The organism is Streptomyces sp. NBC_00986 (assembly GCF_045162565.1).
Taxonomy (GTDB): Bacteria; Actinomycetota; Actinomycetes; order Streptomycetales; family Streptomycetaceae; genus Streptomyces.
The window spans coordinates 11,179,511-11,204,035 of sequence record NZ_CP108733.1 but is presented as its reverse complement, the minus strand read 5'-3'; the positions used below and the strand labels follow the sequence as shown (position 1 = coordinate 11,204,035).

Below are 24,525 nucleotides of genomic sequence, written 5' to 3'. Positions count from 1 at the left end.
CCGGCCACCGGGTCACTTCACCTCGATCGTCACCTTCCAGGTCTCGACGAGCAGGGGGCAGAGACTGCCGGGGTCGGGGACGCAGCGGCGTTGCGCGGTGACGGTGGCGGCGCCGGCGGATGCCGCGTGGAAGACGGCGGTGGCGTCTCCGGACGGGTAGGTGGCGTCGGAAGCATGCCCGAGCACCGCGGAGTTACCGGACTCCGGAGCGGTCCAGGTATAGGTGAATCCGCGCTCACGGGAGTGGGTGAGCCGGATCTCGACATCGCCACCCGAACTCGCGGGCACCGTCCGGCCGTTGTCCGTGTTGGTGAGGACGACGCGTCCGGCCAGGTGTGCGTGCGGCGTCTGCACCTGGGCGGTGGCCGATGCCGCGACGGCCACGAGGACCAGCCCCGCGGCTCCAAAAGCCGTGGACCACTTCGTTGCTCCCATGATTTCCTCTCCTCGCACCCGCCGGGTGGGCGGTCTCCGGAAGCGGCGAGCGCGCCGCCCAGCGGCACAACGTGGTGGAGGAGGGCGGGTCACAGACAACCACCCGTTCGTGCGGACCTGTGCCCAGACAATGCGTGTGTTATGAATCTTCACGCGTGACCGATATGACAAGACCACAGACAACCGTTCGACCGGCCCCACGGGTGAGGACCGGTCGGGGTCGCCGATGCCGGGGTCCGCTCCCCGGGCTGCGGTGATCTTCCTTCCCAGGAGGACCTCCCGCATGTTTCGACGTATAGGCAACGGGGTCGTCAGACATCCCGTCTGGACCATCGTGGGCTGGCTGATCGCCGCGGTGGCGATTGTCGCCACCGCGCCCGGTCTGCCCTCCAACAGCGACGAGAGCAGTTTCCTGCCCAAGAGTTACGAGTCGATCAAAGCCGCGGATCTGCAGGTGAAGGCGTTCCCCAGCGCCTTCACGCCGTCCGCGATCGCGCTGTACCAGCGCACCGACGGCGGCAAACTGACCGCCGCCGACAAGAAGGACGTCGCCCGGATCACCACCGAGCTGGGCAAGAAGCACATCGACCAGGTGCAGAAGGTGGTCCCCGGCCCGCCGTCCACGGACGGCCGGTACACCATGACCCTGGTCCAGATGGACAGCAAGAACGCCGGTCAGCCGGTGCAGGCGGACGCCGCGAAGGTGCTGCGCGACGACGTCAAACAGCTGACCAAGGGCACGGACCTCGACGTGAAGCTGGGCGGTTCCGCCGCGCAGGCCCTCGACCAGCAGGACTCCTCGAAGCGCGGCGAGGCGCTGATCGGCATCGGTACCTTCCTCATCATCCTGGTGACCCTGCTGATCATCTTCCGGGCGCCGATCCTCGCCTTCCTCCCGCTGGTCCTGATCGGTGTGGTGGCGTCCATCGCCAACGGGCTGATCGCGTACGCCACCAAGCTGTTCGGCCTCCAGGCCAACAGTTCCGTCTCGTCGATCCTGATCGTCGTGCTGTTCGGCGTTGGCACGGACTACTTCCTGTTCCTGATGTTCCGGTACCGGGAACGGCTGCGGGCGGGTGACGAGCCGAAGCAGGCCATGGTCAACGCGGTCGCCCGGGTCGGCGAGGCCATCGCCTCGGCCGCCGGCGCGGTCATCATCGCGTTCCTCGCGCTGGTGCTCTCCACGTTGGGCTTCCTCAAGCAGATGGGTCCGGCGCTGGCCATCTCGGTCACCGTCACCCTGATCGCGGGCCTGACCCTGATCCCGGCCGTGGTGTCGCTGATCGGGCCGAAGGTCTTCTGGCCCTCCAAGTCCTGGCAACAGGAGCCGCAGAACGCCCGGTTCGCCGCCCTCGGCCGCGGTGTGCAGCGCCGGCCCGCGCTGACGGCCGCGCTCTCCGGGCTCGTCCTCGTCGCGCTGTCGCTGGGCACCCTCGGCTACAAGGCCACCTTCGACCTGGCCTCGGGTTCCATGCCCAAGACCAAGGAGTCGATGGTCGTCCAGGACGAGATGCAGAAGGCGTACTCGGCGGGTGCCGCCGCCCCCACCGACGTCTATCTCTCCAGCACCGACGGCAAGCCGCTCGACAGGTCCGCCTTCACCGCCTACGCGGAGAAGCTCGGGGCCGTCGACGGTGTCGCCAACGCGCGGATGAGCCAGGTCAACAAGGACGGCACCACGGCGGACTTCACCGTCACGCTGAAGTACGAGGCGTCCACGGAGAAGGCGATCGACGCCGTGGGCCGGGTGCGGGACGTCGCGCACTCCGCCGCGCCCGACGGCACCGAGGCCCTGGTCGGCGGCATGTCCTCGATCTACAAGGACATCAACAGCGCGGTCAACCACGACTACCGGACCGTGTTCCCCGTGGCCGCCCTGCTGATCATGCTGATCCTGGGACTGCTCCTGCGCAGTGTGGTCGCACCGTGGTACCTCATCGCCTCGGTGGGACTCGGCTTCGGCGCCACCCTCGGCGCGACCGTCTGGATCTTCCAGGACGCGCAGGGACACCCGGGGCTGATGTTCATGCTCCCGGTGATCATGTATCTCTTCGTGGTCGCCATCGGCACGGACTACAACATCCTCATGATCGCCCGGCTCCGCGAGGAGGCCCGCGAGGGCCGCGATCCGCGCGAGGCGGCGAGCATGGCGCTACGGCACGCGGGACCGACCGTGGCCGCGGCCGGTTTCATCCTCGCGGCGACCTTCGCCACGATGATGCTGGCCGGCAACGCGCTGCTCACGGAGATGGGCTTCGCCGTCTCCTTCGGCATCGCCGTCGCCGCCTTCGTGATGGCGATGTTCTTCACGCCGAGCCTCACCGCCCTGATCGGCCACGCCGCCTGGTGGCCGGGCCATGCCGACCGCGCCCAGGAAAGCGCGGGCGCCACGGACACCGGTTCCGACACCTCCGGGACGGTCTCCGGCGGAGGGGACCAGGACTCGGTCAGCCAGGGTCCGGCGGGCCGTCGCAACTAGCAACCAGCAACAATGCGGGGCCTGTTCACCGATCCGTACGACCGGTGAACAGGCCCCGTACCCACATCAACGGTCGGCGTGCCCGCGCAAGCAGTCGATCAGCGTGTTGAGCGACGCTTCAAGGGCGACGGTGTCCCGGCGGGCCTGGGAGAGCAGCAACCCGCCCTGGACGGCGGCGAGCAGCGCCAGGGCGAAGCGGTCGGGGTCGATCCGCTCGGGCAGTTCGCCGCGGGCCCGCATCGCGCGCAGCCCGTCCCGCAGCGCCCCCTCCCAACGGCTGAACCCGGCCAGCAGCTCGGCCCGCGCCTCCGGGGTGGACAGGGACAGTTCGCTGCTCAACCTGCCCATCGGACAGCCCTGTTGCTTCCGCTCGTCCCGGTGGATGCTCAGGACGACGTCGCGCCACGCCTCCAGCGCCCCGATGCTGTCGAGGTCGGCGAGCAGCGGCGCGTGCACCCCGAGCACGCTCTCGCACTGGTGGTTGATGACCGCGCGGACGAGGCCGTGCTTGTCGCCGAAGTAGTAGTAGATCTGCGAGGCGCTCACTCCGGCGGCGGCCTGGACGTCCTCGATCCTCGTGCTCACGACACCCTGGTCGTACATCAGGGCGGCGGCCTCCGAGACGATGCGCCGGCACGTCTCCTGCCCCTTGCGGGTGAGCCGCTGACCGCTTGCCGGTGCCACGACGGGTGCAGTTGCCATGGAATGAAGCTAGCACCGGTTTTGTAGTTGTGACTCCATTTTTTGCCAGGCAGCATTTGGAGGCATCACTCCAAACGCCGGCCCGCCGAGCGGGTCACGGACACGGAACGCAGGTGACCGCCATGGCTCAGCACAAGAGCGAGGTCCGGGACGGGATGCGCGTCGACTGGGACGTGCCGATCGCCATGGACGACGGCATGGTGCTGCGCGCGGACGTCTTCCGTCCGGTGGCCGAGGGGACGTATCCGGTGATCATGAATCACGGCCCCTACGCCAAGGGAATGGCGTTCCAGGAAGGCTTCTCGATGCTGTGGGAGCCGCTCGTCGAGGAGTATCCGGAGATCCTGGACGGCTCCACCAACGCGTACCAGAACTGGGAGACCGTCGACCCCGAGCGCTGGGTGCCGGACGGGTACGCGGTGGTGCGGGTCGACTCGCGCGGGGCGGGACGCTCACCGGGGTTCATGGACATCTTCTCGCCGCGCGAGACCCTCGACCACGCGGCCTGCGTCGAGTGGGCGGGCACGCGGTCCTGGAGCAACGGCAAGGTCGGTCTGCTCGGTGTCTCCTACTACGCGGTCAGCCAGTGGCTCGTCGCGGCCAGGCGGCCGCCGCACCTCGCCGCGATCATCCCCTGGGAGGGCGCGACGGACTACTACCGCGAGTTCACCCACCACGCCGGTCTGCTCAACACCTTTGTGTCCAAGTGGTATCCGGGCCAGGTACGCGTCGCCCAGCACGGGGTCGGAGAGCGCGGTCTGCGCAACCCGAACACCGGGGAGACGATCGCCGGCCCCGACACCCTGACCGACGAGGGACTGGCCGCCAACCGCCGTGACTCCACAGCCGACTTGCTGGCCCACCCGCTCAACGGCCCGTTCTACAGGGAGCGTTCGGCGGACCTTCCGAAGATCACCGTTCCGCTGCTGTCGGCCGCCAACTGGGCGCACGGGCTGCACAGTCGGGGCGGCTTCGAGGGCTGGGCGCAGGCGTCGTCGGAGCAGAAGTGGCTGGAGGTGCACGGCCTCGGGCACGTCACCGAGTTCTACACCGCGCACGGGCTGGACCTGCAACGCCGGTTCTTCGGGCACTTCCTGAAGGGCGAGGACACCGGCTGGGACCGGCAGCCGCCCGTCGAGCTCAACGTCCGTCACGTGGACGGCAGTTTCGAGCAACGCGCCGAGCGGGAATGGCCGTTGGCGCGCACCGAATGGACGAGGTTCCATCTGCACACCGGTGACGGCTCACTGTCCACCGAGTCTCCCGCCGACCGGCGTACAGCCCGATTCGACGCCCTGGGCGAGGGGTTGACCTTCACCACCGAACCCTTCGCCGAGCCGACGGAGATCACCGGCCCGGCGGCGGCACGGCTCGTGGTCTCGTCCAGCACCACCGACGCCGACCTCTTCCTCACCGTGCGCGTCATCGATCCGGAGGGCCGTGACATCCACTTCGTCAGCGCGCTCGACCCGGCCGGTGTCGTCGCGCACGGCTGGCTGCGTGCCTCGCACCGGGCTCTCGACGCCGAGCGGAGTCTGCCGTACCGCCCCTGGCACCCGCACGACCGCCTCGACCCGCTCACTCCGGGGGTGGCCGTCCCGCTGGACATCGAGATCTGGCCGACCTCGGTGGTCGTCCCGGCGGGGTACCGCCTCGCGGTGACCGTCCAGGGCCGCGACTTCGAGTTCCCCGGGGACGGCCCCTGGCCCCGGTCGTACGGCGTGGAGATGAAAGGGCACGCCATCTTTCTGCACAACGATCCCGACGACCGTCCGACCGATCTCTTCGGCGGCGTGACGACCCTGGTCTCCGGCGGCGACGAGCCCTCCTATCTGCTCCTGCCGGTGGTCCCGCGGAGCCCGGACCGCATCGAGGGTGTGCGTCGCGGCCCGGTCCCCGAACGCGCCTGAACTCCTGGACGGGACAAGGCACATCACGCGCGGAACGGATCCGTCTCGGCCCCGACGCCGGATCTGTTTCGGACCCTACGGACGGGGCACAAGCGTGCGCAGTCCAGTGCTTCGGCAAGCAGGCACGCTTTCTTTCCGTGCGAGGAGTGTCATCGTGCCCTTTCCCTCTTGTCGCGACCGTGTGTCGACGAGTCCGGGTTCCACCGAGAACGTGGAGGCCTGACGTGATCGTGCCGAACCCGGCCGTACTGCAGCAGGCGGTCGACCGTTATCTGGCGCTCGCGGCCGACGGGGAGATGGCCGTCGCCGTCCCCCTGCAGAACGCCGCCTACACCCTGTGCGTGCTGACCGGCACCCGCACGGTGGAGGAGGCCATGGCCGCCGTACGCCTGCTGGACTCCCCCGGTGCCTCACGCGGGCGGCGGACGGCCACCGTCACCTCGGGCTCCTCGGGCGAAAGCGCGCCGGGGGAACGGGAGTTGGTCTCGTGACGGAGCGCTCGGGCGGTGTTCCGCTGAGGGTCGGCACGACCGGGTTCGTAGCGCTGGCGGACGACGAAGGGGCCATCGTCGCCGCGGAGTTGGTGTACCGGCCGGACGACTGCCTCGCGGTGCGCCTGGTGTTGCTCGGGCCCGACGGTATGGAGGTCACCTGGACCTTCGCCTGGGAACTGCTCGCGCTGGGCCTGATGTTCCCGGCGGGCGACGGGGACATCGCCGTACGGCCCGCGCCGGGGCGGATCGCGGGCGTCGAGGTGGCCCTCGAGTCACCGTCGGTCGCACGGGTGTGGCTGCCCGCGGAGAAGGCCGCGGACTTCGTGCGGAAGGTGCGGAAAAGAGTCGGCCGCGACCTCGGCGGTATAGCCCCGGCGCTCGACCTCGAACTGGCCGCGATCACGAGCGGGGCGTAGAGCGCGGCCCGCGTCGACATGCCCTACGCGCTCGGGTCCCAGGCCAGGAGCAGGTCGAAGAGGCGTGGATCGCCGTCCACATTCAGGGAGTTCACCGGGATGCGGGCGTACAGAGCCAGGACCAGCTCACCGGCCGTGCCCCGGAGGGCGGCGCCCGCCGCGTCCTCTCCGGTGCCGGTGGCGGGCACGGGGAGTTCGGTGACCCGTGCGCCGTCGGCGGAGAGCGCGAGGCGCCAGGAACGGCCCTCCGTGGCGTGGTACTCGACGGCGGCGGGCTCGTGCGGCCAGGGGTCCGTCCCGGCGCAACAGGTGGACAGGAACTCGTCGACGCCGTCGAGTGCCGCCTCGTCCGGCAGCGGATGCGGGGCACCGAGGGTGATCTGGGCGTCGTAGGTGTGCACCATGGCCTCCTGGACCTGGTGCCGGGCCACGGCTCCGGAGGTCTGCGGAGACCGCGAACCGCCCCACCAGGTCCAGCAGCCGCGATCCGGGCCGAACTCCCCCAGCGCGCCCAGGAGTTGCTCCGTGGACTCGGCCGACCACGCCAGCAGCGCGGCATGTTCCTGCGGCGCTTCCGAGACAGTCACTTGGGGGCGGGCGTCGGCGGGCCCCGCGGCGACGATTCCGGCCCAGCTGCGCTGCACCCCGCCCAGGTGCCGCACGAGGTCCCGCAGCGTCCACTCCGGGCAGGTCGGCACCGGCGCGTCGAGGCTCGGCGCGGAGGCGACCGCGGCCCGGAACGCGTCCGACCGTTCGTCGATCAGCCGCAGCAGGACGGGGAACTCCAAGATCTCTGTCACCCGAAGTGTCTACCACCGTGTTTCGACGACCCGCCAGCGGATTTCCCGGCCGCCCCGACGGTCAGCTCTCTCCCCTCCAACAGTCAACCTTCCAGGGCCAGTTGGACCGTCGGGTGGCAGGCGATGAATCCGTCGATACCGACGAGCTGGATGATGCGCAGCACGGGTGGGGCGGCACCGGCAAGCCGCAGCCAGCCGCCCGCTTCGCCGAGAGTGGTCTGCACGGCGATGAGAATGTTGATGCCGCTGGAGTCCATGAAGGTGACCTGGCGCAGGTCGATGACAACGCGCGGTGCGGCGCCCTCCGGCAGCTCCAGAGCCTCCCTCAGTGAGCCGCCTGTCTCCTGGTCGATCTCTCCGGCAACAGCCACGACCAAGGTGCCGTCGACGATGTCGGTCCTGACCGACAACCGCCCCGGCTGCCCCGCGTGTTCGGTGTCCACCATCTGTCCTCATACACAAGTCGGTGAGCGCTACGGATCAGGAATTTCATCCGAAGTGCTGCCCCGCATCGTACGGTTGATGCTTGTGTCCGGTGGAGCTGTCCGACGGAGCCGGCAGAGATTGACGGAGTGCGCGTTGCTTCACGGGGTATGCGCCGGGCACGCGGAAGGCGGTGAAACGATCCGGATGGAACCAGATTCATCGGAGGACGACGACACAGCGCCGCAGGCCCGGGCCCTGCGGTCCACCGTGGCATTGGACGGGGACGGCTCCTGCATCGCCGAGGCCCGTCGGCTGGCCGCGATGTTCCTCGCCCGGGCCCAGGCCGAATACGGGCTACCGGTGTCGGCCCGTGCCATGGACCTCACGCAGCTGGTCGTCAGCGAGTTGGTCACCAACGCCCGTAAGTACGCACCCGGACCGGTGCTGATGGATCTGCGGATCGTCGACGCCCTGGTCGAGGTGGAGGTGTGGGACTCCGACCCGGTGCTCCCGGTCGCCCGTGCCGCCGACGCCCAACGGGTGGGGCAGCACGGCCTGGAGATCGTACGGGCCGTGGCGCGAGGCTTCGAGGCACAGCGCGAACCCGTCGGCAAACGGATCACCGCCCGCATCCCTCTGACGGACACCCCGGACGGCGAGCCGCAGACGTGACCACTCCGGATCGCCAACGTGCGGGACACAAGTGCCGTATCGCATCGCCGACTTGAGATGCCTACGGCGTCGACGGCACGCGGTAGACGGAGACGTGGTCGCGCGACTCGGCCGTGAACTCGGCGCCGGACCAGTCCTCGTGCCTGCTCTCCAGCTCGAACCCGGCCAGCTGGGCCATGAGATCGAGTTCGGCCGGCCAGATGTAACGGTGAGGGCTGCGGTACAGCCGCGCCTGCTCGGTCTCGCCGATCCGGAAGTGGTGCGACACGGCGTGCTGTAGCAGGACGTCGTAGGTGTCCAGGCCGATGTAGTCGGTGTCGGTCCGCCAGACGGTGGCCTGCTGCCCCGGCGGGAGTCTGCGCAACTCGGGCACCCAGAGCTCGATCACGAACCGTCCGCCGGGCGTGAGATGCCGGGCGGCGTTGCGGAAACACTCGACCTGCTCGGCCTGGGTGAGCAGGTTCGAGATCGTGTTGTAGACGAGATAGACCAGGCCGTACGTCCCGGGCGCGACGGTGGTCGCCATGTCCCCGATGACGACGGGGATCGTCGCTTCGTCGGCCTTTGTGCGCAGTTGCTCCACCATGGGTACCGACAACTCGATCCCGGTGACCGGGACTCCACGCTCGGCGAGCGGCACAGCGACCCGGCCGGTCCCGATGGCGAACTCCAACGCGGCCCCGCCGCCGGTGAGATGCGCGAGGCGATCCACGGTCGGCCCCAGCGTGCCGGGCGCGAACATGCCGGTACCGGGGGTGTCGTACCGCTGGGCAACGTCAGCGCCCCAAAGCGTCTCCTGTCCCATTCCGCCAACGCTCGCCGTCGCCCGAAGCGTTGTCCAACGAATTTCCCCACCGTGTGTCACGGCCCAAGTCCGCAACTACGTTGCCTGGAGCGCCAGTTGAAGACGCATCCCGTCGGCGACCGTGATCATCCTCCGTTGCATACTGGCGCCCATGCAGACAACGGAGCACACACTCAAACGCGCGTGGCAGACCATAGCGGCGGGCTCCGACCTGCTCGACGACGCCATGTTCCCGCCCACCGGCACATCGCGGGACCAGTACATGCAGCGGGTGAGCCGCGCCGGTGACCTCTTCCTCGTGGTGGACGAGGACGGCACCGTGCGCGGTCACCGCGGCTCCGGCCGGGAGGACTTCGCCACCCGGGACCACGACCAGGTGCTGTACTTCGTCGCGGAGCAGGCGGTCCATGATCTCGCCGAACACATCGTGGCCCACTCCCCCGGCCGCGGGCCCGCCGTCAATCTGGTCAGCGGGCAGGCCGAGTTGCTGGACCGGATCAACCCCGCGTGGGGAAGCAGATACCGCGACGGCGGGACGAACGACCTGGACGGTACGCGGACGGACCGGCCGTGCGGACATGACCCGCTGGAGCGCTTCGCCTGGGTCGCCCGCAAATGGCGCGACCAGGACCCCTACACCACCCTCGCCTTCTTCCGCGGTGAGAACGTCAGCGCCGAGCAGGTCGCTCTGCTCCACGGAGCCGATCCGGAACAAGTCGCCGCTGGGACAAGGCTGTTGGATCTGCGCGACAGGGACGACCCCGACCTCGAACGCTGGGAGATCGGCTGGCAGACCTTCTGCTTCGGAGAGGCAGGCGGTTGGGCGTTTCTGATGTACCACGACACACCGGACGGCATCCGGGCCGACAGCGCCGCTCTCGCCCGACTCGGAGTCGCGGAGACCGTGCGGATGACCGCCACCTCCGCGAAGGCCATCTACACCTTCGACTACGTACGCGACGGCCGTCGCATCGACGACGACCGGGGCGTGCTGGAGCTGATCTGGTACAAGCGGGGCCGATCCCCCTACTACCGGGGCGGCCAACTCGACTTCCTCAACCGGGCGTTGCGCCACGCCGAACTGGACCACCCCGAGCTGCTCCACGACTTCGAGCTGTACTTCCACGCTCTGGAGGTCTCACTCGGCCTGCAACTCCCCCAGCAGGACATCGAAGAGGGGACGGCCCGGGCCGCGCAGTGGGCACGCGGCGACGCAGACCGGGGTTGACGATCAGGCTGTCACCGCCTCCACGTGATGGACGAACTCGCCGATGCGGTCGGCGAGTTCGGGCCACAGCTCCCGCGGAAGGCCGTGGCCCATTCCGCCCAGGATCACCAGGTCGGCACCCGGGACGGCGGCGGCCGTGGCGCGGCCGCCGCTGACATCGCACACGATGTCGTCGGCGCCGTGCACCACCAGTGTGGGCACCCGCAGTGACCGCAGCCGTTCGGTACGGTCGCCCGTGGCCACCACCGCGAGGCCCTGGCGCTGGATGCCGAGGGCGTCGTAGCCCCGGTCGAAGACGCGTCCGGCCCGCTCGGCCGCGGCGGTCGCGTCGAGCGGGAAGCCCGGGGACGCGGCAAGCCGCAGGGCGCGCACCTGCCACTCGACGAAGGCCTCCCGGTCCTGCGGCGGTGCCCCCAGTCCGGCGAACACGGAGAAGTCGGCCTCGCCCACGCCGGGCTCGCCGGTCGTGGACATCATCGAGGTGAGCGAGCGGGCCCGCTCCGGGTACTCGATCGCGATCATCTGGGCGATCATCCCGCCCATCGAGGAGCCGACGAGGTGTGCCCCGGTGAGGCCCAGCGCGTCGAGCAGGCCCACCGTGTCGGCCGCGAGGTCGGAGAGTGTGTAGGACGCCGTGGAGAGGTCGCCTGCCAGGGCCGCCGGGAAGTCCGGTACGGGTGCGTCGGGGAAGTGGGTCGAGCGGCCGGCGTCGCGGGTGTCGAAGCGGATGACGTGCAGACCCCGGTCGACCAGTGCCTGGCAGAATTCCTCCGGCCAATTGATCATCTGGGCGCCCGCTCCCATGATCAGCAGGACCGGCGGTGCCTCCGGGTCACCGAAACGTTCGTAGGCGATCTCGATTCCGGACGGGCCGACGTTCCGTGCTGTCAGTTCTGGCATGGCCGAAACGGTAGCCATCGCACGGGCGCGAGAGATCGAACCACGGACTGACGTTTTTCGCCCGACCCCCGGGTTACGGTGGAAACGGCCGGGAATTCGCTCGACACGCGGAAGTGCCTCCCCTCCCCTAGAGTGTTGTGGTCGACGTGCTCATTCCGGTCGCCTCTCACCGCTGACCCGTTGCCGTCGGTTCTCCGTATGACGTACTCAAACAGTCCGATCATTTCGGGAGGAACACACCATGCCCTTCGCCACCAGCTCGGACGGCACGCAGATCTTCTACAAGGACTGGGGATCGGGTCAGCCGGTCGTCTTCTCCCACGGCTGGCCGCTGACCGCCGACGCCTGGGATCCCCAACTGAAGGTGATGGCCGACAACGGCTTCCGTGCCGTGGCCCACGACCGGCGTGGAGGCGGGCGTTCCGGTCAGCCCTGGGCCGGCAACGACCTCGACACGTACGCCGACGATCTCGCGTCGGTCATCGAAGCCCTGGATCTCCGTGACGTGATCCTGGTGGGGCACTCGACCGGCGGCGGTGAGGTCACCCGCTACATCGGCCGGCACGGTTCCGGCCGGGTCGCCAAGGCTGTCCTCCTTGGCGCGATCCCGCCGCTCATGCTCAAGACGGACGCGAACCCGGAAGGGCTGCCGATCGACGTCTTCGACGAGATCCGTAAGGGCGTGGAGACGGACCGTTCGCAGTTCTACAAAGATCTCAGCGCCGCGTTCTACGGCGCCAACCGGGACGACTCGACCGTCACCCAGGGAACCCGTGACGAGTTCTGGCTCTGGAGCATGACCGTGGGAATCAAGGGTGCTTATGACTGCGTGAAGGCATTCTCCGAGACCGACCTCACCGAAGACCTCAAGAAGATCGACGTCCCGACGTTGATCGTGCACGGCGACGACGACCAGATCGTGCCCATCGTGGCCTCCGGCGACAAATCGTCGAAGCTCGTCAAGGACGCGATCTACAAGGTCTATCCGGGCGCTCCGCACGGCCTGGCGATGGTGCCGAAATTCGCCGAGCGGTTCAACGCCGATCTTCTGGAATTCGCCCGGAGTTGATCGCACGGTCCCGGTGCCGAGTCGGCCCGGCGGAGTTTGATTTCGTGCCCGGCGGGGACCCGAACGGTTGGCTCAAGGCACCGCACATTCCACGCAGAGAGAGAAGTTGAAGCGCTGTGACCGCGCGCACCGTCAAGAAGGAAGACCTGCATCTGCCGCCCGAGACCGGTTGGGCGAAGGCCCGTCGCCGCGGCGGGAAGGCCGTACGCACCTGCGTACCGCCCGTCGACGACAACAGCGTGACACCGCCTCCGCAGACACTCACCGAGGGCAACATCGTCAGAGGAGACGACTGACGAGTCGGGGACACAGGGGCCGGAGAACGGGCCGGAGGCCAAGGCTTCCGGCCCGCGGCATGTCGTCGGGGCGACTTCCGGGGTACCCGTAGGCCCGTACCGGAAGGACACCCCCCCGGAAGGACCCCGCCCATGTCCACCAAAGTCTCCGACCACCTCCTCCAGCGCTTGCGCGAGTGGGACGTCACCCACGTCTTCGCCTACCCGGGCGACGGCATCAACGGTCTGCTCGCCGCCTGGGGCCGCGCGGACGACAACCCCCGCTTCGTCCAGGCACGGCACGAGGAGATGTCCGCGCTCGAGGCAGTCGGCTACGCCAAGTTCTCCGGCAAGGCCGGTGTCTGCGTGGCCACTTCGGGCCCGGGCGCCATCCATCTCCTCAACGGTCTCTACGACGCGAAGCTCGACCACGTGCCCGTCGTGGCGATCGTCGGGCAGACCAACCGCAGTGCCATGGGCGGCAGTTACCAGCAGGAGGTAGATCTGCTGAGCCTGTACAAGGACGTGGCCTCCGACTTCTGCGAGATGGTCACCGTCCCCGAGCAACTGCCCAACGTCATCGACCGCGCCATGCGGACCGCCATGGCGCGCCGCTCGGTGACCGCAGTGATCATCCCGTTGGACGTCCAGGAACTCGACTACTCGCCGCCCGAGCACGCCTTCAAGATGGTGCCCTCCAGTCTGGGCATGCCGCACTACACGGCGGTGCCGGACGACGACGATCTGCGGCGGGCCGCCGATGTGCTCAACTCCGGCGGAAAGACGGCCATCTTGATCGGGCAGGGTGCGCGGGGTGCCCGTGACGAGGTGAAGGCGGTCGCCGACCGGCTCGGTGCCGGGGTCGCCAAAGCCCTGTTGGGCAAGGACGCGTTGGACGACGACCTGCCCTATGTCACCGGCTCCATCGGGCTGTTGGGCACCAAACCGTCGTACGAGATGATGCGCGAGTGCGACTCGCTGCTGGTGATCGGGTCGTCGTTCCCCTACTCGCAGTTCCTGCCGAAGTTCGGGAAGGCGCGGGGCGTGCAGATCGACATCGATCCGCACATGGTGGGACTGCGCTATCCCTTCGAGGTGAATCTCGTCGGTGACGCCGCCGCGACCCTGCGCCGGCTGCTGCCGTTGCTGGAGCAGATGGAGGACCCGTCGTGGCGGGTCAAGATCGAGGCCAATGTGGCCCGTTGGTGGGAGGTCATGGAGCGGCGGGCCGCCGTCGAGGCCGATCCGGTCAACCCCGAGTACGTCGTGCACGCGCTCAGCGGGCTGCTCCCGGACGATGTGATCCTGTCCGCCGACTCCGGCTCGGCCGCCAACTGGTATGCCCGGCACCTGAAGTTGAGCGGTGCGATGCGCGGCTCGCTGTCGGGGACGCTCGCCACGATGGGTGCGGGGGTGCCGTATGCCATCGGTGCGAAGTTCGCGCACGGTGACCGGCCGGCCATCGCGCTGGTCGGGGACGGGGCGATGCAGATGAACGGCATGGCCGAGCTGATCACCGTCGCCAAGTACTGGCAGGAATGGGCGGATCCGCGGCTGATCGTCGCCGTGCTGAACAACCGGGACCTGAATCAGGTGACGTGGGAGATGCGGGCCATGGAGGGCGCCCCGCAGTTCCTGCCCTCGCAGTCGATCCCGGACGTCGCCTACGCCGACTTCGCCCGCTCCCTGGGGCTGACCGGCATCCGGGTGGAGAAGCCGGACGAGGTGACCGGCGCCTGGGAGAGCGCCCTCTCCGCCGACCGGCCGTGCGTGCTGGACTTCGTGACCGACCCCGCCGTACCGCCCATCCCGCCGCACTCCTCCCTGGAGCAGATCGAGGCCGCCGCGTCCTCCGTCCTCAAGGGCGACAGCGATCGCGCCGCCATGGTCAGGCAGGGGTTCAAGGCGAAGATCCAGGATCTGCTGCCCGGCGGACGGCCCACATCCCGTTCGTGACGTATCACGCACAAACGGGATGTCTGACCTCGCCGGACAGGGGCACCCGTGACCAGGTAAGGAACCGCACGCCCTACCGAACGACCAGAGGTGAACCATGACCAGGGAGATCAAGGACCTGACCCCGAAGTACACCGTTCCCGGCATCCAGCGCGAGGCCGCGGGCCGACTGATCGGCGTGCTGCGGCTGCGGCTCCACTCGCTGAACGATCTCCACCTGACGTTGAAGCACGTGCACTGGAACGTCGTCGGACCGCACTTCATCGCCGTGCACGAGATGATCGACCCGCAGGTCGACCAGGTGCGCGAGATGGCCGACGACGTGGCGGAGCGCATCGCCGCGCTCGGCGGCGTCGCACCGGGCACCCCGGGCACGCTGATCGCCGAGCGCACGTGGGACGACTACTCCATCGGGCGGGCCGACGCCATCGCCCACCTCGGCGCGCTCAACCTCGTCTACACGGGGCTGATCGAAGACGTCCGGGCCGCGGTCAAGGAGGCGGGCGACATCGATCCCGCGACCGAGGACCTGCTGATCGGGCAGCTGCGCGACCTGGAGCAGTTCCAGTGGTTCGTGCGGGCGCACCTGGAGAGCGCGGGCGGCACGCTCGCCACCGGTGACGCGCACTCCGAGTCCGAGGCCGCCGCGAAGGGCGCCGAACTCGGCTGACCGGCCCCGCAACCTGCACCGAACTTCCCCCGCTCGACCACACGTCGGCACCGACACCCGTGAAACTTGCCGTTTGACAACTATGGCCATGAGGCAAGAAAGTAGCGGGTGTTGTCGCTGCAGGGGGAAGGATCTGGGATGTCCCGGTCGGCGGGGGCCACTCCGTGCACCGGCCACGAACAGCAGACAGCCGCCCGGTGGGCGGCTGTCGGGCGGCTCGGTCAGGCGGTACGGCTGCCGGCGGAGTCGTCGTGGTCGTGTATCTGCGCCGCGGCCACCGCACAGAACGCCTCGAGGCCGGTGAGAAGCGCGCTGCGCCCGGCGGCCGGCATCTGCTCCAGCACCGCTCCGAGCGCCTCCTCGCGCCGGGCCCGCAGGTCCGACAGGAAGGACCGCCCCAGGCTGCTGAGGTACAGACGCACCTCGCGCCGGTCCGTGGGGCTCACCTCGCGGTCGACGAACCCGGCGGCCTGCAGACGGTCGCACAGCCGACTGGTCGAGGGCGGGGTCGAGGCGAGGTGGTCGGCGAGGGTGCGCAGGTTGATGCCCTCGTGGTGTTCCAGGATGAACAGGACCCGCAGCTGGGAGGCGGACGCGGGCGCCGTCGAGGCGCGCCCCCACAGGACTTCCAGCAGTTCCGCGGCCGTGGACGTGACGCGCGCGACCTCGTCGGGTTCGGGGCGGGGGTGGAAGGACGTCACGGTCACACTCTCGCAGGCACAGGGACGGGCCCCAGCCTACTAGGCACGCGCAACGAACACGGATGGACGAGACGACACGCGTCGCCGGGGCCGTACGGCCCACCGCAGAGCGGGCGACGCGTACCTCGGGTGAGAGATTGGCATACCTACGATCGTGAACAGATTCCTGGCTGTCGAGCGCGCCCTGCGCACGGCGGCCCCTCATGAGCTGCCCGACGTCGTCGGCCGCGAGCTGGGCAGGCTGTACGGGGCGGACTCCGTGGACCTGCTCATGGCCGACTACGGCCTGACCGTCCTGCAGCCCGTGACCGAACTGCCGCACACTCTGGCGCCGGTCTCCGTGCACAACACCCCGGCGGGCCGGGCCTTCGGTGCCCAAGAGCCGTTCGTGGAGGGCAACTTGGGCGACGGCAGCGTGCGCGTGCACCTGCCGATCAGCGTGCGCGGGGACCGTCTCGGCGTGCTCTCGGTGACGCTGCCCGGCGGTGACCACGCGCGCGAGTGCCTGCCCGAACTGACCGAGCTGGCCGAGGTGTTGGGGCACGAGGTGCTGGTCGCCGAGCGCGACACGGACCTGTATCTGCGGGCCCGGCGCAAGGACCGGCTCACGCTGGCGGCGGAGATGCAGTGGCAGCTGCTGCCCGGCCGCTCGTGCTCGCGCTCCGAGTTCGACCTGGGCGCACAGCTGGAGCCCGCGTACGCGATCCACGGCGACAACTTCGACTGGTCCGCCACGGCCGACCATCTCACCCTCTACGTCTCCAACGGCATGGGCGAGGGCATAGAGGCATCGCTCCTCACGAACCTCGCGGTCAACGCCCTGCGCAACGCGCGCCGGGCAGGCATCCCGCTCGCCGACCAGGCGGCCCTCGCGGACCAGGCGGTGTACGCGCACTACCAGGGCCGTAGCCATATGTCGGTGTTGATGTTCGACTTCGACCTCACCACCGGGCGGGCGCGGGTGGTGGACGCCGGCTCGCCGCAGACGATGCGGCTGCGGGACGGAGTGGTGGAGCGGATCGCCTTCGACGCGCAGTTGCCGCTGGGCATGTTCGAGGAGACCGACTACATCGAGCAGGACTTTCTCATCGAGCCCGGAGACAGGCTCCTCTTCGTCAGCGACGGGGTGTACGCGGTCGCCTCGCCCAAGGGTGAGGCGTACGGGGACGCGGCGCTGGCGCGGGCGATCCAGCACACGAGGCTGCTGCCGGCCGCCGAGGTACCGAGGGCCGTGCTGCGCGAGCTGACCGGGCACCGCGGCACGCCGACCCCCGATGACGACGCCTTGGTGGTGTGCCTGGACTGGCGGGGGCGGTGAGGTGCGCCCTGTCGTAACCCGCACCCACCGGCGTGGCGCTAGTGTGAAGACACTGAGCCGGAAGGGTGAACGCCGTGAGCACCTCTGAGTCGCTCCCGTCCATGGAGAGCGAGTTGCGATCGGCCCCGCCCAACGCTCTCGTGGAAACGGCCCGCCGCCTCCTCGGTGACCGGGCCGGAGCCCGGGACGTCGCCCTCCTCCTCGCCGACTACGGCCTGCGCGTGCTGCGTCCGGTCGCCCCGCTGCCGGACTCCGGCGAACCGCTGTCGGCCTACGACGGCCCGGCGGGCCGGGCGTTCACCATGCAGACGCCCGTCGTCGAGCCGGCCGAGGACGCGACGGCCACCGCGTACGTGCCCGTCACCGTGCGCGGCGACCGGCTCGGTGTTCTCTCCGCGCTGCTGCCCGCCGCCGGTGCCGACACCGCCGGGGTGCGCGAGCTCGCCGAGTTCGCGACCGCGCTGGGCCACGAGATCGCGACGGCGGAGCGCGACACCGACCTGTACCTTCTGGCCCGCCGCACGCGGCGCCTCACGCTTGCCGCCGAGATGCAGTGGCAGCTCCTGCCGGGGCGCGGCTGCGGTCGCCCCGAGTTCGTGATCGGCGCCCACCTGGAGCCCGCGTACACCGTCGGCGGCGACAACTTCGACTGGAGCACCGACGGCAGCCGCCTCACCGTGACGGTCACCGACGGCATGGGCCGCGGCATCGACGCCTCCCTGCTGACCAGCGTCACGGTGGGCGCCCTGCGCAACGCCCGCCGGGCCGGCGTGAGCCTCTCCGACCAGGCCCGGCTGGCCGACCAGGCGGTCTACGCCCAGTTCGGCGGCAAGGTGTACGCCTCGACCCTGCTGCTCCGCTTCGACCTCGCGACGGGCACGGTCCAGGCCGTCGACGCGGGCTCGCCCCGGCTCTACCGCCGCCGCGGTGACACGGTGAAGCAGATCGAACTGGAGGCACAGCTCCCGCTCGGCATGTTCGAGGAGACGGCCTACGAGGAGCAGATCTTCTCCGTACGGCCCGGTGACCGGCTCGTGGCGGTGAGCACCGGCGTCCACGGGGCCCGTTCCCCGGAGGGCGCCCTGTTCGGCGAGGACGCGCTGCGCCGGGCCCTCGACACGGCGCCGACGCAGGCTCCGCAGGAGGTCGCGCGCTCGGTGGTGGCGAGCCTGGTCGAGCACTTCGGCAGCACGGACCTGACCGCCGACGCGGCGGTGGTCTGCCTGGACTGGAACGGGCGCGGCGCCGACGCATCGTGAAGCGCGGGGTCAGCCGTCCTCGTCGGCCGGCGGATCCCGGAGCGTCGCGACGAACGCCCGCAGGCCCTGCTCCAGAGCCGCGCGGTCGTCCGGTTCCATGCCCCGTACGACCTCGGTCAGCGCCCGGGACCTCAGCTCGGCCACCTCGGCCAGCACGTCCCGCCCGTGCGTGGTGAGAAGCAGTTGTATTTCCCTCCTGTTGTGCGGTGCGGCCTCCCTGAGCAGCAGCCCGGCCGCCTCCAGCCGGTCGCACAGTCTGCTCACCGTGGGCAGTCCGGCGTCGAGCCGTTCCGCCAGCATGGTCAGGTTCGCGCGCGGGGTGGCCTCCAGGGCGTGCAGGGCGCGCAGTTGGTGCGGGGAGAGCCGTACGGACGCCTCGGCCGCCGCCGTGGTCCACAGGTCGGCCAGGTTGTCCACGGCATCGGCGATCCGGCCCGCGAGGACGTCCGTGTCGTCGTCCTGCGCCGGTTTCCGGTCCGCCTCCCCGTGCGCTGCCACGCGTTCGACACCTCAGGGAAGTCGGCAGTGTGGTGATTCGCCGCTCATGGGGTTGGCCTACCCGAGATTCCCACCCCCAAGCGGCCTCGTCGCCGGGAGCTTGGCCGCCCGCTCAGTCGCGGTCGGGGTACAGCACGGCCGAGATCCGCTGGTGCAGGTCGTGCTGGGGCCGGCCGGGTGCCGTGGGGGCGGCCTCGCGCACGGACTGGGCCAGCGTGCGGAGTTTGACGTTGGCGTACTGGGAGTGGCGGCGCAGGACGCGCATCGCGACGTCCGCGTCGATGCCGTAGAGGCCCATGAGCACACCGCGCGCGAGGTCGATGTCCTCCTGTGAGACGCGGGCCCGCTCGATGTCGGAGTCGGCGGCTCGCCGTGCCTCCTCCCGTACGGACTTCGTCACGTCGACGGCGAACCCGCGCAGCACGACCACCTTGCCGTCGTCTCCGGTACGGCCGTCGCCGACCAGGACGACGCTGCGTTCCTCGTCCGGCGTGCCGACCACGCGGAGGTAGCAGCTGAAGGGGAGGCCGGTGGTCCTGCCGTGTTCCAGCGCGCTGTCGAGGCCGGTGTGGTCCTCGGTGTGGACGTGGCCGCGCAGCAGCTTGGCGGCGGGCGTGACGGCGTCGGGTTCGTAGCCGAGCAGGCGGAACATCTCGTCCGACCACCACCAGGTGTCCTCCGGCAGCCTGTGCAGGAACACCCCGGTGATCTCGTCGGCTCGGTCGTCCTCCGACACCATGGCCCTCACCAACTCGACGTCCATTTCATCACCTCGTACCAGTGACCCTAGTACTTCAGCCGAAGCGGTGGGGCAGCCGGACGACCTGTACGAAGAAGTCGTCGATCTGCCGGACCGCGGCGATGAACTGGTCGAGGTCGACCGGCTTGGTGACATAGGCGTTGGCGTGCAGTTTGTAGCTGCGCAGGATGTCCTCCTCGGCCGAGGAGGTGGTGAGGACGACGACGGGGATGTGTGCCAGCTCCGGGTCGGACTTGATCCTCTCCAGGACCTGACGGCCGTCGTACTTCGGCAGGTTGAGGTCGAGGAGGATGAGGTCGGGCTGCGGGGCGTCGGTGTGCTCGCCGCGCTTGTAGAGGAAGTCGAGGGCCTCCTCGCCGTCCCGGACGACGTGCAGGGTGTTGCCGATCTTGTTGTCCTCGAAGGCTTCGCGGGTCATCAGTTCGTCGCCCGGATCATCTTCCACCAGGAGGACGTCGATCGGGGTCGCGTCAGGGAGGGTCATGTCAGGGCCTTCTCGTCTGTGGAGGGGGAGGTGCCGGTCCCGTCGGCGGGTCCGGCACTCTCGGTGGCTTCGATGGCATGGGGCGCGTCGGCGGCTTCGTCGGCGGACGGGAGCGTGAAGCAGAAGCGGGTGCCCTCGCCGACCCGGGACTCGATCCAGATCCGGCCGCCGTGGTGCTCGACGATCTTCTTGCAGAGGGCGAGGCCGATGCCGGTGCCGCCGTACGCGTCGCGGCTGTGCAGCCGCTGGAAGATGACGAAGACCTTGTCGGCGAACTCCTCGGGGATGCCGATGCCGTTGTCGGCGACGCACACGCGCCACATGCCGGGGTTCTCGGGGTCGGGGTCGCAGGTGACGGTCACGTGCGGGGCGCGGTCCGGGTGGCGGAACTTCAGGGCGTTGCCCACGAGGTTCTGCCAGAGCATCGCCAGCAGTGTCGGGTCGCCGACGATCTCGGGCAGGGTCTCGGGCCGGTCGATCCGGGCCTCCGACTCCTCCACCGCCGCCGCGAGGTTCCGCAGTGCCTTGTCCAGCGCCGGGCCGAGGCCGACCCGCTCCCGGGTGTCGTCGAGGCGTCCGACGCGGGAGAAGGTGAGCAGGTCGTTGATGAGGACCTGCATGCGTTTGGCGCCGTCGACGGCGAAGTCGATGTACTGCAGGCCGCGGTCGTCGAGCTTGTCGCCGTAGCGTTTCTCCAGGAGCTGGCAGAACGAGGCGACCTTGCGCAGCGGTTCCTGGAGGTCGTGCGAGGCGACGTAGGCGAACTGCTCCAACTCGGCGTTGGACCGGCGCAGTTCGACGGCCTGGGCGTCCAGTTCCGCGGCCTGTCGGGTCAGTATCTCCTCCTGGTCGCGGGAGGCGTCGAGTTCGGCGACGATCCGTCTGCGCATGCCCTCGACCGCTCCGGCCACCGTGGTGAGGTCGGCCGGGCCTTCCCCGGTGATGTGGTGTGCGAAGTCGCCGCCCGCGACCTGTTCCGACGCTCTGCTCAGCGCCTCCAGGGGACGGGTCACCAGCAGGCGTACGAGTGCGGCGAGGACGACGCCGGTCAGCAGGAAGCCGGCGACCATGGCACTGAGGACGGAGTTGCGTACCGTCCGCTGGTGGGCCAGGTGGGCCCGGCCCTCCTTCACGGCTTGCGCGAGGTCGGCGTTCTGCTTGGCCCAGAGGCTGCGCAGGTGGTCGAACTCGCGCTTGCCGCTGTCCACGGTGGTCTGGTCGACGGCGCCCGGCCGGCCGGGGGTGACGGCGGCGGCGAGGGGCTCGGCGTAGTCCTGCCGCCAGGTGGCCGCCCCGCGCTCCACGGCCCGCAGATCGGCGAGCAGTTCGGGCCGGTCACGGAGTTTTGCGCGCAGCCGCGCGGCAGAGCGGGCCTCGTCCTGCTTGCCGTTGGTGTACGGGGTGAGGAACTGCTTGTCGGCGGCGATCGCGTAGCCGCGGATACCGGTCTCCTGATTGACCAGGGCGGCCTGCAGTCGGTACGCCTCGGTCTGGGAGGGCTGGACCCGCAGCAGCAGATCGTCGGTGACCTGGGCGGTCTGGCTCAGGAGGTTGGCGCCGATCGCGGTGCCGATCACCACCAGGAGCACCATGAGCGACAGCGCCAGGAAGAACCATCCCTGCACTGTCAGCCGGCGCCCGATCCCTGTTCCGCCCGCCATGTACCTCACCGTTCGTCTCGTTTCGACACCCTCTCGTCCCACCTGCTCATTTCCGGCGCGGTGAATCACGTCCGGTGCAGGCGCTTCATGTCCAGTGCAGGTGCATCACGGCCACGTCGTCCGCCAGGCCGCCCTGTGCCTCGGCCAGGCTCTCGGCGCAGGCGATGAGTTCGTCGACGAACGGCTCCGGTGCCAGTCCGGCCCGTTCCCGTGCGAGCCGTAGCAACCCGTCCTCCCCCAGGCGCTCCGAGCCGCGCCCGACATGCCCCTCGAAGAGGCCGTCGGTGAACAGCACCACGGCGGCGTCGGTCGGTACGGCGAGTTCCTCGACGGGCCAGTCGGCGTGGCCGGGGACCACGCCCAGGGCCGGGCCGCCGGGTACCTCGACCCACTCCACGCGGCCGCCGTCCCGCATGAGCAGCCCGTGGTGCCCGGCCCGCACCACGCGGGCCGTGCGCGCGCCGGGTGCGACCACGAGACTGACGAGGGTGGCGAAGACCTCGCTCCGGGCGCGCTCGGCGACCAGGAGTTCCTCCAGGCGGGCCACCTGTTCGGCGCCCGTGACACCGCTGAGGACCAGCGTGCGCCAGGCGATGCGCAGCGCGACACCGAGGGCGGCCTCGTCGGGCCCGTGCCCGGAGACGTCACCGACGACCGCGTGGACCGTGCCGTCGACGCTCTGGACGATGTCGTAGAAGTCGCCGCCCAGCAATGCCTGCGCGCGCCCGGGGCGGTAGCGGGCCACCGCTTCGACGCCCTCGCCGCGCAGCAGGGGGCGGGGCAGCAGTCCTCGTTCCAGGCGGGCGTTCTCCTGGGCCTGCATGCGGCTGGCCTGGAGCGCCACGGCCGCGCGCTCGGCCTGCTTGCGCTGGATCGCGTAGCGCACGGCCCGGCCGAAGAGGCCCGGCTCGACACGGCCCTTGACCAGGTAGTCCTGCGCACCGGCGGCGACGGCGGCCAGTCCGGTCTCCTCCTCGGCGAGGCCGGTGAGGACCACGACAGCGGCCCGCTCGGCGCCCGCCCGGACCCGGGAGAGCGCCTCGAGTCCCTGGGCGTCCGGCAGATGCAGGTCGAGCAGGACGCAGTCGGGTACGTCGACCGCGAGCACCTCGGCGGCCTCGGCCATCGACCGCACCCACTGCAGACGTATCTTCAGCGCGCTGTCGGCGACCAGTTCCTCCACCAACAGCGCGTCACCGGCGTCGTCCTCGACCAGCAGGACGGCGGGCTGCCAGGCCACCCAGGCTTCCGGGCCGACCCCTTCGCCGCCCACCGACAGCAGGTCGTCGGCCCGCGGCTGTGGCACCACCATCGACCTGCCCTCCCCACCGAACCGACTCGCTTGACCATAGTTGCCGTCAGACAACAGTCGAGAGCATACCGGTACCCCGGGACGTCCCGTACGCACTCGCCCCGACCATCGACGGAACGGCCCAACAGGCCCTGTGTTCCGCGTTGTTGAGGGTACGACGGCCACCCGGGAAACCGGCGAGGAACCCCTTCCTCACCGGCCTGTGACCATGCGAACACAGCGGGCGGACGGCGCCGCCCCGCCCGTCCATGATTCCGTGCGACGCGTCGCCAGTGGGCCGGTTGTTGTTTGAACCGGCCCCAGCCCGGTAGCCAGAAGAGGACGGCAGGCTGCCCAACCGCTCCCGGGAGGGTTCGGCAGTGAGCCCGCCACCGGCCGCCCCGGGAGCGATCCCGCGGGGCGGCCGGCCTCCCCTTCCCGACGCGGCTAGGAGGCGTCGGCCAGTACGCGTTCGCGCACCGCGGCACAGGAGTGGGTGATCAGCCGGGAGACGTGCATCTGGGAGACGCCGAGGTGCTCCGCTATGCGGCTCTGGGTCATGCCGCGGAAGAAACGGAGGTAGAGGATGGTGCGTTCGCGTTCGGGGAGGGTCCGCAGGGCGGGCTTGACCGCCTCGCGGTCGACGACCAGGTCGAATCCGGCGTCCCACTCCCCCAGCAGGCCGACGAGCGTCATCCCCGCGCCCTCGCCCGGCGTCTCGGCGTCCAGCGAGAGCGCGGTGAAGCTGTCCAGCGCCTCCAGACCGGCCTGCACGTCCTCCTCGCTCAGCTGCGCGTACTCGGCGATCTCGGCGACGCTCGGGCGCCGGTCCGGCCCCGTCGCGGACAGGTCCCGCAGGGCGACGCGCACCCTGTTGCGGAGTTCCTGGACGCGCCGGGGCACGTGCAGGGCCCACATGTGGTCGCGGAAGTGGCGCTTGATCTCGCCGGTGACCGTCGGGACGGCGTAGCTCTCGAAGGCGTGGCCGCGGTCGGGGTCGTAGCCGTCGACGGCCTTGACGAGGCCGAGTGCCGCGACCTGGCGCAGATCCTCGTAGGGCTCGCCCTTTCCCCGATAGCGGCCGGCGATGCGTTCGGACATGGGGAGCCAGACGCGGACGAGTTCGTCACGCAGGGCGACCCGTTCGGGTCCGGCGGGCAGGTGCGAGAGGCGGGCGAAGGCCCCGGCGGTGCGGGGGGCGTCGTCGTGCGGGTGGCGCTTCCGGGTGGTGACTGTGTCCATGGCGGTGCTCACAACTCCCTCAAGGGGTTGTCGAAGGACGGTCCCCATGGGAGCAGGCACGCACCGACCAGGCG

General features: G+C 69.9%; 25 protein-coding genes. 12 read left to right on the top strand and 13 right to left on the bottom strand.

Annotated elements, in window-relative coordinates; all coding sequences use genetic code 11:
* Positions 1–12 precede the first annotated feature (12 nt).
* Complete coding sequence (locus OG504_RS50550) at positions 13–435, bottom strand: hypothetical protein (RefSeq protein ID WP_405995916.1); 423 nt, start codon at positions 433–435, stop codon at positions 13–15.
* A gap of 283 nt (positions 436–718) precedes the next feature.
* Between OG504_RS50550 and OG504_RS50545 the strand changes: the two genes are divergently transcribed.
* Positions 719–2,914, top strand: coding sequence for an MMPL family transporter (locus tag OG504_RS50545; protein ID WP_405995915.1), 2,196 nt, complete (start codon positions 719–721; stop codon positions 2,912–2,914).
* Between the two features lie 66 nt (positions 2,915–2,980).
* Here OG504_RS50545 and OG504_RS50540 read toward each other — a convergent pair whose 3' ends face one another.
* Positions 2,981–3,616 (bottom strand): TetR/AcrR family transcriptional regulator, encoded by a 636-nt coding sequence (locus tag OG504_RS50540; RefSeq protein ID WP_405995914.1) that lies wholly within the window; start codon positions 3,614–3,616, stop codon positions 2,981–2,983.
* Positions 3,617–3,738: 122 nt separating this feature from the next.
* Between OG504_RS50540 and OG504_RS50535 the strand changes: the two genes are divergently transcribed.
* The 3 genes from OG504_RS50535 to OG504_RS50525 all read left to right on the top strand — a co-directional run bounded on the left by OG504_RS50535 (position 3,739) and on the right by OG504_RS50525 (position 6,436).
* A complete protein-coding gene (locus tag OG504_RS50535) occupies positions 3,739–5,526 on the top strand; it encodes a CocE/NonD family hydrolase (protein ID WP_405995913.1) in 1,788 nt (595 codons plus the stop codon).
* Between the two features lie 224 nt (positions 5,527–5,750).
* Positions 5,751–6,017 carry a DUF5133 domain-containing protein gene (locus OG504_RS50530; protein WP_405995912.1) on the top strand — a complete coding sequence of 89 codons (267 nt, stop codon included), beginning with the start codon at positions 5,751–5,753 and terminating at the stop codon, positions 6,015–6,017.
* Complete coding sequence (locus tag OG504_RS50525; protein ID WP_405995911.1) at positions 6,014–6,436, top strand: SsgA family sporulation/cell division regulator; 423 nt, start codon at positions 6,014–6,016, stop codon at positions 6,434–6,436. The genes OG504_RS50530 and OG504_RS50525 overlap by 4 nt, the downstream gene beginning before the upstream one ends.
* 23 nt (positions 6,437–6,459) lie before the next feature.
* Here OG504_RS50525 and OG504_RS50520 read toward each other — a convergent pair whose 3' ends face one another.
* Positions 6,460–7,236 carry a maleylpyruvate isomerase family mycothiol-dependent enzyme gene (locus tag OG504_RS50520; RefSeq protein WP_405995910.1) on the bottom strand — a complete coding sequence of 259 codons (777 nt, stop codon included), beginning with the start codon at positions 7,234–7,236 and terminating at the stop codon, positions 6,460–6,462.
* 83 nt (positions 7,237–7,319) lie between these two features.
* The gene (locus OG504_RS50515; RefSeq protein WP_405995909.1) at positions 7,320–7,682 is read right to left on the bottom strand and encodes an STAS domain-containing protein; all 363 of its coding nucleotides are present in this window, start codon (positions 7,680–7,682) and stop codon (positions 7,320–7,322) included.
* Positions 7,683–7,866: 184 nt separating this feature from the next.
* On the opposite strand from OG504_RS50515, the gene OG504_RS50510 reads away from it, so the two are divergent.
* Positions 7,867–8,334: an ATP-binding protein gene (locus OG504_RS50510; protein WP_405995908.1), complete on the top strand. Its 468-nt coding sequence runs from the start codon at positions 7,867–7,869 to the stop codon at positions 8,332–8,334.
* A 61-nt stretch (positions 8,335–8,395) separates the two neighbouring features.
* Here the strand turns inward: OG504_RS50510 and OG504_RS50505 are convergent, their stop codons facing one another.
* Positions 8,396–9,139: a class I SAM-dependent methyltransferase gene (locus tag OG504_RS50505; RefSeq protein ID WP_405995907.1), complete on the bottom strand. Its 744-nt coding sequence runs from the start codon at positions 9,137–9,139 to the stop codon at positions 8,396–8,398.
* A 151-nt stretch (positions 9,140–9,290) separates the two neighbouring features.
* Here OG504_RS50505 and OG504_RS50500 point away from each other — a divergent pair, with 151 nt between their 5' ends.
* The gene (locus OG504_RS50500) at positions 9,291–10,367 is read left to right on the top strand and encodes a hypothetical protein (RefSeq protein WP_405995906.1); all 1,077 of its coding nucleotides are present in this window, start codon (positions 9,291–9,293) and stop codon (positions 10,365–10,367) included.
* Positions 10,368–10,370: 3 nt separating this feature from the next.
* Here the strand turns inward: OG504_RS50500 and OG504_RS50495 are convergent, their stop codons facing one another.
* Positions 10,371–11,267 (bottom strand): alpha/beta fold hydrolase, encoded by an 897-nt coding sequence (locus OG504_RS50495; protein ID WP_405995905.1) that lies wholly within the window; start codon positions 11,265–11,267, stop codon positions 10,371–10,373.
* 241 nt (positions 11,268–11,508) lie between these two features.
* Between OG504_RS50495 and OG504_RS50490 the strand changes: the two genes are divergently transcribed.
* The 4 genes from OG504_RS50490 to OG504_RS50475 all read left to right on the top strand — a co-directional run bounded on the left by OG504_RS50490 (position 11,509) and on the right by OG504_RS50475 (position 15,237).
* Entirely contained in the window at positions 11,509–12,336 is an 828-nt protein-coding gene (locus tag OG504_RS50490) for an alpha/beta fold hydrolase (RefSeq protein WP_405995904.1), read from the top strand.
* Between the two features lie 116 nt (positions 12,337–12,452).
* The gene (locus OG504_RS50485; RefSeq protein WP_405995903.1) at positions 12,453–12,632 is read left to right on the top strand and encodes a hypothetical protein; all 180 of its coding nucleotides are present in this window, start codon (positions 12,453–12,455) and stop codon (positions 12,630–12,632) included.
* Positions 12,633–12,764: 132 nt separating this feature from the next.
* Positions 12,765–14,567: a thiamine pyrophosphate-requiring protein gene (locus OG504_RS50480; protein ID WP_405995902.1), complete on the top strand. Its 1,803-nt coding sequence runs from the start codon at positions 12,765–12,767 to the stop codon at positions 14,565–14,567.
* 97 nt (positions 14,568–14,664) lie between these two features.
* Positions 14,665–15,237 carry a Dps family protein gene (locus OG504_RS50475; RefSeq protein ID WP_405995901.1) on the top strand — a complete coding sequence of 191 codons (573 nt, stop codon included), beginning with the start codon at positions 14,665–14,667 and terminating at the stop codon, positions 15,235–15,237.
* 221 nt (positions 15,238–15,458) lie between these two features.
* Here the strand turns inward: OG504_RS50475 and OG504_RS50470 are convergent, their stop codons facing one another.
* Positions 15,459–15,944 (bottom strand): MarR family transcriptional regulator, encoded by a 486-nt coding sequence (locus OG504_RS50470; protein WP_405995900.1) that lies wholly within the window; start codon positions 15,942–15,944, stop codon positions 15,459–15,461.
* Positions 15,945–16,092: 148 nt separating this feature from the next.
* Here OG504_RS50470 and OG504_RS50465 point away from each other — a divergent pair, with 148 nt between their 5' ends.
* Both OG504_RS50465 and OG504_RS50460 read left to right on the top strand, forming a co-directional pair.
* Positions 16,093–17,256 carry a PP2C family protein-serine/threonine phosphatase gene (locus OG504_RS50465; protein ID WP_405995899.1) on the top strand — a complete coding sequence of 388 codons (1,164 nt, stop codon included), beginning with the start codon at positions 16,093–16,095 and terminating at the stop codon, positions 17,254–17,256.
* Positions 17,257–17,321: 65 nt separating this feature from the next.
* Complete coding sequence (locus OG504_RS50460; protein WP_405995898.1) at positions 17,322–18,515, top strand: PP2C family protein-serine/threonine phosphatase; 1,194 nt, start codon at positions 17,322–17,324, stop codon at positions 18,513–18,515.
* 9 nt (positions 18,516–18,524) lie between these two features.
* Here OG504_RS50460 and OG504_RS50455 read toward each other — a convergent pair whose 3' ends face one another.
* The 6 genes from OG504_RS50455 to OG504_RS50430 all read right to left on the bottom strand — a co-directional run bounded on the left by OG504_RS50455 (position 18,525) and on the right by OG504_RS50430 (position 24,451).
* Positions 18,525–19,013 carry a MarR family winged helix-turn-helix transcriptional regulator gene (locus OG504_RS50455; protein ID WP_405995897.1) on the bottom strand — a complete coding sequence of 163 codons (489 nt, stop codon included), beginning with the start codon at positions 19,011–19,013 and terminating at the stop codon, positions 18,525–18,527.
* 112 nt (positions 19,014–19,125) lie between these two features.
* Complete coding sequence (locus OG504_RS50450) at positions 19,126–19,776, bottom strand: ANTAR domain-containing protein (protein WP_405995896.1); 651 nt, start codon at positions 19,774–19,776, stop codon at positions 19,126–19,128.
* Between the two features lie 31 nt (positions 19,777–19,807).
* The gene (locus OG504_RS50445; RefSeq protein ID WP_405995895.1) at positions 19,808–20,257 is read right to left on the bottom strand and encodes a response regulator; all 450 of its coding nucleotides are present in this window, start codon (positions 20,255–20,257) and stop codon (positions 19,808–19,810) included.
* Positions 20,254–21,918, bottom strand: coding sequence for an ATP-binding protein (locus OG504_RS50440; RefSeq protein ID WP_405995894.1), 1,665 nt, complete (start codon positions 21,916–21,918; stop codon positions 20,254–20,256). The genes OG504_RS50445 and OG504_RS50440 overlap by 4 nt, the downstream gene beginning before the upstream one ends.
* Positions 21,919–22,003: 85 nt before the next feature.
* Positions 22,004–23,230 carry a PP2C family protein-serine/threonine phosphatase gene (locus OG504_RS50435; RefSeq protein WP_405995893.1) on the bottom strand — a complete coding sequence of 409 codons (1,227 nt, stop codon included), beginning with the start codon at positions 23,228–23,230 and terminating at the stop codon, positions 22,004–22,006.
* 426 nt (positions 23,231–23,656) lie between these two features.
* On the bottom strand, positions 23,657–24,451 hold the full coding sequence (locus tag OG504_RS50430) for a SigB/SigF/SigG family RNA polymerase sigma factor (protein ID WP_405995892.1): 795 nt from the start codon (positions 24,449–24,451) through the stop codon (positions 23,657–23,659).
* Between the last annotated feature and the right edge of the window lie 74 nt (positions 24,452–24,525).

What these genes read in the sequence shown, in the direction of transcription:
- OG504_RS50535 (WP_405995913.1), top strand. Translation starts at nt 3,739, where the DNA reads ATGGCTCAGCACAAGAGCGAGGTCCGGGACGGGATGCGCGTCGACTGG.
- OG504_RS50435 (WP_405995893.1), bottom strand. Translation starts at nt 23,230, where the DNA reads ATGGTGGTGCCACAGCCGCGGGCCGACGACCTGCTGTCGGTGGGCGGC.
- OG504_RS50430 (WP_405995892.1), bottom strand. Translation starts at nt 24,451, where the DNA reads ATGGACACAGTCACCACCCGGAAGCGCCACCCGCACGACGACGCCCCC.
- OG504_RS50505 (WP_405995907.1), bottom strand. Translation starts at nt 9,139, where the DNA reads ATGGGACAGGAGACGCTTTGGGGCGCTGACGTTGCCCAGCGGTACGAC.
- OG504_RS50475 (WP_405995901.1), top strand. Translation starts at nt 14,665, where the DNA reads ATGACCAGGGAGATCAAGGACCTGACCCCGAAGTACACCGTTCCCGGC.
- OG504_RS50550 (WP_405995916.1), bottom strand. Translation starts at nt 435, where the DNA reads ATGGGAGCAACGAAGTGGTCCACGGCTTTTGGAGCCGCGGGGCTGGTC.
- OG504_RS50495 (WP_405995905.1), bottom strand. Translation starts at nt 11,267, where the DNA reads ATGCCAGAACTGACAGCACGGAACGTCGGCCCGTCCGGAATCGAGATC.
- OG504_RS50490 (WP_405995904.1), top strand. Translation starts at nt 11,509, where the DNA reads ATGCCCTTCGCCACCAGCTCGGACGGCACGCAGATCTTCTACAAGGAC.
- OG504_RS50440 (WP_405995894.1), bottom strand. Translation starts at nt 21,918, where the DNA reads ATGGCGGGCGGAACAGGGATCGGGCGCCGGCTGACAGTGCAGGGATGG.
- OG504_RS50500 (WP_405995906.1), top strand. Translation starts at nt 9,291, where the DNA reads ATGCAGACAACGGAGCACACACTCAAACGCGCGTGGCAGACCATAGCG.
- OG504_RS50545 (WP_405995915.1), top strand. Translation starts at nt 719, where the DNA reads ATGTTTCGACGTATAGGCAACGGGGTCGTCAGACATCCCGTCTGGACC.
- OG504_RS50510 (WP_405995908.1), top strand. Translation starts at nt 7,867, where the DNA reads ATGGAACCAGATTCATCGGAGGACGACGACACAGCGCCGCAGGCCCGG.
- OG504_RS50515 (WP_405995909.1), bottom strand. Translation starts at nt 7,682, where the DNA reads ATGGTGGACACCGAACACGCGGGGCAGCCGGGGCGGTTGTCGGTCAGG.
- OG504_RS50445 (WP_405995895.1), bottom strand. Translation starts at nt 20,257, where the DNA reads ATGACCCTCCCTGACGCGACCCCGATCGACGTCCTCCTGGTGGAAGAT.
- OG504_RS50450 (WP_405995896.1), bottom strand. Translation starts at nt 19,776, where the DNA reads ATGGACGTCGAGTTGGTGAGGGCCATGGTGTCGGAGGACGACCGAGCC.
- OG504_RS50540 (WP_405995914.1), bottom strand. Translation starts at nt 3,616, where the DNA reads ATGGCAACTGCACCCGTCGTGGCACCGGCAAGCGGTCAGCGGCTCACC.
- OG504_RS50480 (WP_405995902.1), top strand. Translation starts at nt 12,765, where the DNA reads ATGTCCACCAAAGTCTCCGACCACCTCCTCCAGCGCTTGCGCGAGTGG.